General features: G+C 72.9%; 5 protein-coding genes. 3 read left to right on the forward strand and 2 right to left on the reverse strand.

Annotated features, from left to right (window positions below; translation table 11 throughout):
• The first annotated feature begins 13 nt into the window (after positions 1-13).
• From ACFPZ3_RS46580 to ACFPZ3_RS46590, 3 genes are read left to right on the forward strand one after another with little or no spacing between them, the layout of a single operon-like run.
• Entirely contained in the window at positions 14-769 is a 756-nt protein-coding gene (locus tag ACFPZ3_RS46580) for a cytochrome P450 (RefSeq protein ID WP_379520836.1), read from the forward strand.
• Between the two features lie 50 nt (positions 770-819).
• Entirely contained in the window at positions 820-3699 is a 2880-nt protein-coding gene (locus ACFPZ3_RS46585) for an AfsR/SARP family transcriptional regulator (protein ID WP_379520837.1), read from the forward strand.
• 35 nt (positions 3700-3734) lie between these two features.
• The gene (locus tag ACFPZ3_RS46590) at positions 3735-5246 is read left to right on the forward strand and encodes an MFS transporter (protein WP_379520838.1); all 1512 of its coding nucleotides are present in this window, start codon (positions 3735-3737) and stop codon (positions 5244-5246) included.
• Positions 5247-5248: 2 nt separating this feature from the next.
• On the opposite strand, the gene ACFPZ3_RS46595 is transcribed toward ACFPZ3_RS46590, so the two are convergent.
• Positions 5249-6157 (reverse strand): serine hydrolase, encoded by a 909-nt coding sequence (locus tag ACFPZ3_RS46595; RefSeq protein ID WP_379520839.1) that lies wholly within the window; start codon positions 6155-6157, stop codon positions 5249-5251.
• Between the two features lie 126 nt (positions 6158-6283).
• The coding region (locus ACFPZ3_RS46600; protein ID WP_379520840.1) for an alpha/beta hydrolase at positions 6284-7075 on the reverse strand (792 nt) is incomplete at its 5' end.

The following is a 7075-nucleotide window of genomic DNA, read 5'->3' on the forward strand; positions in this document are numbered from 1 at the left end:
CTAACGTGAAGTCATGCTCATCACACGCCATGCGGAAGCCGAGGCGGTCCTCTCCGACCCGAGGTACGTGCCGCCTCCCGTACGCCAGGACGGCGCAGAAGGAACGCCGGCCTGGCTGCGCGCCCAGGTGTCGCGGTTCAGCACCGGCGAGGAGCACGCCGCGCGGCGCCGCGAACTGGTCGAGCTGCTGAACGGCCTGGACCCCGGCGACCTGCGCGAGCAGGCCCGCGCCATGACCGCGGAACGCGGTGGCGACTGGCGTGGAGTGCCCACGACCGTGCTCGGGGCCGCGCTCGGAGTGGCGTTCGGAGTCGCGGACACAGGAGCCGTGGCCGACGCCGCGGCCGGCTACCTGTCGGGCGAGCAGAGCCCGGGGGCCGACGCCGCCGTCGCGAAGTTGCTGAGCCTGGCCGGCATTCCCGCGATCACGCTGCTGCTGCAGGGGCACGCCGCCACGGAGGCGCTCATCGAGACCGCTCTGGAGCACGCCGAGCCCGGCGACGACGTCGACGCGCTGCTGCACGAGACCCTCAGGCAGGACCCGCCGCTCAAGGCCACCCGCAGGCTGGACACGCGCACCGGTGACGAGGTGACGATCGACCTGGTGGCCTGCAACCGGGACCCGGACGTGTTCGCCGAGCCCCTGCGGTTCGACCCCGCGCGCGGCCGGACCCCGCACCTGACCTTCGGCCACGGAATACGTCCCTGCCCCGCGCCCGCCCACGCGCTCGCGCTGGCCGCCGGCGTCCTGGAGGGGCTGCTCCCGTGAACGTCCGCGACCCGCGCCGCCGGGCGACCCGCTGCCGCGATACTTGAGACATGCGCTTCCAGATCCTCGGGCCCACCACCGTGCTGGGTGAGGACGGCGAGCCGATCACGCTCGGCGGTCCCCGCGTCCGTGCCCTGCTGACGCTGCTCGCCCTGCACGCGGGCCGCATCGTCGGCGCGGAGCAACTCGTGGACGGCATGTACGGCCCCCGGCCCCCCGAGGGCGTGGCCAACGCGCTGCAGTCGCAGGTGTCCCGGCTGCGCCGGGCGCTGGGCAGGGACCTGGTGGAGTTCAGCCCGGCCGGCTACCGGCTGATCGCCGACCCGCAGGACGTGGACGCGCGCAGGTTCGAGCTTCTGACGCAGGCCGGCCGGCAGGCCCTGGCGGGCGGCGACCCCGGCCAGGCGGCCGCGCTGCTGTGCGAGGCGCTGGAGTTGTGGCGGGGCGCGCCGCTGGCCGACGCCCCGCACGCCGAGGCCGCCGCCGCGGCCCTGGACGAGCTGCGCCTGGCCGCCACCGAGGACCGCGTGCGAGCAGACCTCGACCTGGGACGGCATAGGGAGCTGGTGGCCGAGCTGAGCCAGCTCGCCGCCGCGCACCCGCTGCGCGAACGGCTGCGCGCCCAGCTCATGCGCGCCCTGTACGGCAGCGGCCGCCAGGCGGAGGCGCTGACCGTCTACGAGGAGGCCAGGAAGCTGCTGGACGAGGAGCTGGGCATCGAGCCGGGCGCCGAACTGGCCGCCGCCCACCTGGCCGTCCTCAGAGCCGACCCCGCCTTGGGCGGCCCCAGCACCGACTCGGCCTTCGGCGGCCCCAGGGCCGTTCCCGCGCCCGGAACTCCGCCGCCGGAGCGGGAGCCGCGCTCCAGGCAGGGGTTGCGGGCTCAGCTCACCAGCTTCGTGGGCCGGGCCGAGGAGCTCGCGCAGGTCGGCGCGCGGCTTCAGGAGAGCAGGCTCGTCACGCTGATCGGCCCCGGTGGCGCGGGCAAGACGCGCCTGGCCATCGAGGCGGCCGGCCAGGAGCCGGGCGACGTGTGCTTCGTGCCGCTCGCGCCGGTCTCCGACGGCGAAAGCGTGCCGCAGGCGGTGCTGGCCGCCCTCGGCATCCGCGACGCCCTGCTGCACAACCCGGAACGACCCACCGTGGACCCGCTGACCAGGCTGGTCACCGCGCTGGCCGCCCGCAAGCTGCTGCTGGTGCTGGACAACTGCGAGCACCTCGTCGGGGCCACGGCCGAGCTGACCGACCACCTGCTGGCCGCCTGTCCCGGCCTGCGCGTGCTGGTGACCGGGCGCGAGGCGCTGGGCATCACCGGGGAGTCGATCCTGCCCGTGGCGCCGCTGCGGCTGCCGCCGCCCGAGGCGGGCAACCCCCTCGACTACCCGGCGGTGCGGCTGTTCGCCGACCGGGCCGCCGCCGTCCGGCCGGGGTTCGCCGTGGACGAGACGAGCGCGGCGCACGTCGTGCGGATCTGCCGGGCGCTCGACGGGCTGCCGCTGGCCATCGAGCTGGCCGCGGCGCGGCTGCGTACGCTGTCGGTCGCCGACGTCGCGGCCCGCCTCGACGACCGGTTCAGGCTGCTGACCCGCGGCAGCCGTACGGCGCTGCCGCGCCACCAGACGTTGCGCGCGGTCGTCGCGTGGAGCTGGGACCTGCTGGACGAGGACGAGCAGCGGATGGCCAGGCGGCTGAGCGCGTTCGTGGGCGGGGCCAGACCGGCGTCGGCCGAGCCGGTGTGCGGGCTGCCGGAGGAGGTGCTGTTCTCGCTGGCGGAGAAGTCGCTGGTGGAGTTCGTGGACGGCCGGTTCAGGATGCTGGCGACGATCAGGGCGTTCTGCGTGGAGCGGCTGGAGGAGTCGGGCGAGGGTGAGGCGATCCGTGACGCGCACGCCCGCCACTACCTCGACCTGCTGATGGCGGCGGATCCCATGCTGCGCACCGCCGGGCAGACGCGGTGGCTGGCCAGGCTCGACGAGGAGAGCGACGACCTCGACGCGGCCGTGCGCTGGGCGACCGAGTCCGGGCAGCTCGAACTGGCGATGTGCCTGCTGGCGCACGCCGCCTGCTACTGGTGGATGCGCGGCCACCGGGCCATCAGCGCGAACCTGGCCGCCGGGTTGCTGGCCGCCCTCGGCGACACCCGCTTCCCCGGCCGCGAGGAGGAGTACGTCATGTGCGTGCTCATCACGGCCTGGACGGGCAGCGTGGAGGAGCGGCTGCGGGTGCGGCTGGCCGAGGTGTCCGGCCTGCTGCCGATCCACTACCTGCCGGTGCGGGTGGAGTTCCTGATGATGTTGTTGTCGATGTTCACCGGGCCGCCCAGTGACCTCGAGACGACCCACCGGTTACTCGACGAGGCGCCGTCCTACGTGCTCCCGCCCTGGCAGAAGGCGCTGGCCGTCAGCGGGCAGGCGTTCATGTTGCAGGCGCTCGGCCGGATCGACGAGGCGCGGGTCCAGTTCGAGGCGAGCCTGGCCGAGTTCAAGGTCATCGGGGAGCGGTGGGGCAAGGTGCTGGTGTTGTCCGGGCTGGGGTCGCTGCGCCAGTTGCAGGACGACTACCCGGCCGCGTACGCGCTGGCCGACGAGGCGCTGGGGCTGGCGCGCGAGCTGGGCGCGAGCACCGAGATCGCCGAGGGCCTGTGCCGCAGGGCCGACGCGCTGTTCCATCTGGACGACGTGGCGGGCGCGCGGGCCGACTACGCGGAGGCGGCCGACGTGTCGCGCAGGAACGGCTCGATGGAGACCCTGGCCTGGGCGTACCTGGGGCAGGCCGAGGTGGCGCTGGCCGCGGGCGACCCGGAGACGGCGCTCCCCCTGCTGCTCCAGGCGCGTGAGGTGTGCCCGGACGGCTGGTACAGCACCGAGGACACCCGCGGCCGCATCGCGGCCGCGCTGGCGAAGGTCAGCGGGGCGGTCAGCGAACGGTAGGCCCGCCGTCAGCCGTCCTCCTGAGAGTGGGCGGCATGAAGAACAAATGGTCCTGTCTGGCCATCGCCTGCCTGGCCACCCTGCTTCTCTCGCTCGACCTCACGGTCCTGCACCTGGCCCTGCCCCGGCTGGTCACCGACCTGGGCGCGAGCTCCACACAACTCCTGTGGATCGGCGACATGTACGGCTTCGCGCTGGCCGGCCTGCTCGTCACCATGGGCAACCTCGGCGACCGCATCGGCCGCAAGCGCCTGCTGATCATCGGCGCGGTCGCGTTCGGCGCCGCCTCCGTGGTCACCGCGTACGCGCCCAGCGCCGAACTGCTGATCGCCGCCAGGGCGCTGCTGGGCGTGGCCGGCGCCACGATCATGCCCTCGACCCTGTCGATCGTGCGCAACGTGTTCACCGAGCCGGGCGAGCGGACCGCGGCCATCGGCATCTGGAGCGGGATGAGCGCGGCCGGCTTCGCCGTCGGCCCGGTCGTGGGCGGCCTGCTGCTCGACCACTTCTGGTGGGGTTCGGTCTTCCTGATCAACGTGCCGATCATGGCGCTGGTGGTGGCCGGCGGCATCATGGTGCTCCCCGAGTCGCGCAACCCGCACGCGGGCCGGCTCGACCTGACCAGCGTGGCCCTGTCCTTCACGGGCATCGTGATCGCCGTCTACGCGATCAAGGAGGCGGCGCACAAGGGGCTCGAACACGCCGACGTGCTGGGGGCGGGCGTGGCCGGAATCGTGCTCCTGGCGTTGTTCGCCTGGCGGCAGACCCGGCTGGCCGAGCCGCTGATCGACGTGCGGTTGTTCACGCGCAGGGCGTTCAGCGCGTCCATCGTGACGAACCTGCTGGCGATCTTCGCCATGTCGGCCATGATGCTGATGTTCGCCTGGTATCTCCAGCTCGTGCTCGGCTGGTCGCCGCTGCAGGCGGGGCTGGCCCAGCTCCCCGGCGGCCTGAGCGGCGCGGTGGGCGGCATCATGGCCGCCAGGCTCATCCGCCACCTCGGCAGGAACGGCGTGGTGGCGCTGGGCCTGGCCATGAACGCGGGCTCGTTCCTCTACTACACCACGCTCACCGCCGAGCTGAACTACCTCGCGCTGCTGCCCGTCATGGTGATCGGCGGCGTGGGCGTCGGGTTCGCCTTCACCGTCAACAACGACAACGTGCTGGCCACGGCGCCGCGGCAGCGAGCGGGGGCCGCTGCCGCGGTGTCGGAGACGGCGTTCGAGCTGGGCGGGGCGCTCGGCATCGCGGTCCTGGGCACGGTGCTGACCAGCGCCTACCGGGCCAACCTGGACCTGCCCGCCGGAGTGGGGGGCGAGGCCGCGCGGGAGTCCATCGCGGGGGCGATGGGGATGGCCGCCGGGCTGCCCGCCGAGCAGGCGGACCAGATCGTACGCGCCGCGCAGGCGGCCTTCATGGAGGGTGTGCACCTCACCTCGTTCGTCACGGCGGGCCTGCTGGCCGTGGTGGCGGTGCTCGCGCTGGTGGGGCTGCGCGGCGTGCCGAAGGTCATCCCGGAGGAGGTCCTGGCCGGGGCGCACTCCTGAGCTCAGGCGATGGGGTTCCTGGGGCAGGGGCGGGTGCTCACCGGGGACAGGCCGTCGAGGCGGCTGCCGATCAGCCGGGCGACGCCCTCGATGGTCTGGATGCCCGTGCCCTCCCCGGGCTGCTGATCGGTCTGCACCGCCAGCAGCAGGTCCCGCCCAGGACCCACGACGCGGCCGTAGCTGGTCACGGCCCACGTGTTGTGGATGAACGGCCGCGGCGTCCACCCGTTCTTGAGCGCCACCCGATCCCCCGGTCTCGCCGCGGCGCTGACCCCCCACCTCTGGTCCTTCTGCACCTGCTCCATCAGCCCCAGCACGAGCTCCCGATCGCCGGTCGTCAATCCCTTGCCCCCTTTGACCAGCACCTTCAGCAACCTGATCCGATCGGTGGGGCTGGTTTTGGTGCCGCCCCAGAAGCGGCTCGGCCCGGGTGTGGTCTCCGTCAGCCCCATCTTCCGGTAGAAGCCGCCCATGGCCTCGCCACCGCCCACCCGTGACCACATGGCGTCCGCGGCGCTGTTGTCGCTCTCCTTGATCATGCGGCCCGCCAGGTCCCGCTCTCCTTCGTCGAGGCGGCCGTCGCGATTCGCCAGCAGCGCGGTGACGATGTCCACCTTGGCGCCGCTGGCGGTGATCAGGTCGTTCTGGTGCTCGCCCTGTCCCAGTCGGATCGCGGTGACCAGGTCGTGCGCGCCGTAGACGATGCGGCCCGGGCGGCCGCCGACGTACTGGGCGATGTCGCGGCGCAGCCGGGCGCGGGCCACGCCTGCGGCGCGGTTGTCCGGAAATTTCAGGAGACATCGCGCGACTTTGACCGGCGCTTCCATGGCCACGGGTACGACCGGTGCCTTCCCGGTCCCGCACCCCGTCACGATCGCCAGCCCCAGCCAGGCCATCCACTTCGCACGCACGCGTAACCCCCGAGATCTCGTCGGGGGTTGTTCGGAGCATGCCCTGCCCGGCGGGCGGGCTCATCGCACCAGGCGCTTTCCTGGTCAGACCTTCAGCACCACCTTGCCGACCGCACGATCAGCGCCTCAGAGGTGCTCGGCCAGGAAAGCGGCGGTCGCGTCCACGGCCTCGGTGACGTACGGCTCGCGGTCGTAGAGGTCGATGTGCTGCTTGGCGTCCACCCAGACGATCTTCTTCGGCTGGTCGAGCCGCCTGAACACCTCCTCGGCCCCCTCGGGCGTGCAGAAGCGGTCCACGATCCCGTGCACGATCAGCGCGGGCTTCGGCGACAGGAAGTCGCTGCCCATCATGTTGTCCAGTGTGAGCAGTTCCAGCAGGGAGACCCTGGTGACCTCGTTCGACCAGAGCGGCGTGGCGCCGCGATCGCTCCCGTAGTAGGCGTACGGCTCGTCGCCCGGCATCGCGGCCTCGCCCCGCTCCGCCACGGCGGGCAGGTATTCGAGCTCCCGCCGCTCCAGCACCTCGACGTAGGGCGCGAGATCCACGCCTCGCCCCGCATAGGGGTTGTTGTACGCCCCCGCGATCCCCGCGAACACCCGCACCCTCGGGTCGAAGGCAGCAAATTTCAGGGCATATCCCCCGCCGAGACAGATCCCCACCGCCCCGATCCGCTCCGGATCCACCTCGGGCCGCGACCGCAGGAACGACACCGCCGCCCGCAGGTCGTGCAACTTGCCCTGCGGATCCTCGTGGTGACGCGGCGACCCGCCGGACTCACCCCAGTTGCGGTGGTCGAAGGCCAGCGTGGCGTATCCCCGTTCGGCCAGCCGGGCCGCGTACAGCCCCGTGACCTGATCGCGCACCCCGGTGAACGGCCCCGTGAAAACCAGCCCCGGCCACGGCCCCACGCCCTCCGG

This window comes from Nonomuraea insulae (assembly GCF_042656245.1).

Excerpts from the sequence above, each read along its gene's own strand:
- ACFPZ3_RS46580 (WP_379520836.1), top strand. The coding sequence starts at position 14 with ATGCTCATCACACGCCATGCGGAAGCCGAGGCGGTCCTCTCCGACCCG.
- ACFPZ3_RS46585 (WP_379520837.1), top strand. The coding sequence starts at position 820 with ATGCGCTTCCAGATCCTCGGGCCCACCACCGTGCTGGGTGAGGACGGC.
- ACFPZ3_RS46590 (WP_379520838.1), top strand. The coding sequence starts at position 3,735 with ATGAAGAACAAATGGTCCTGTCTGGCCATCGCCTGCCTGGCCACCCTG.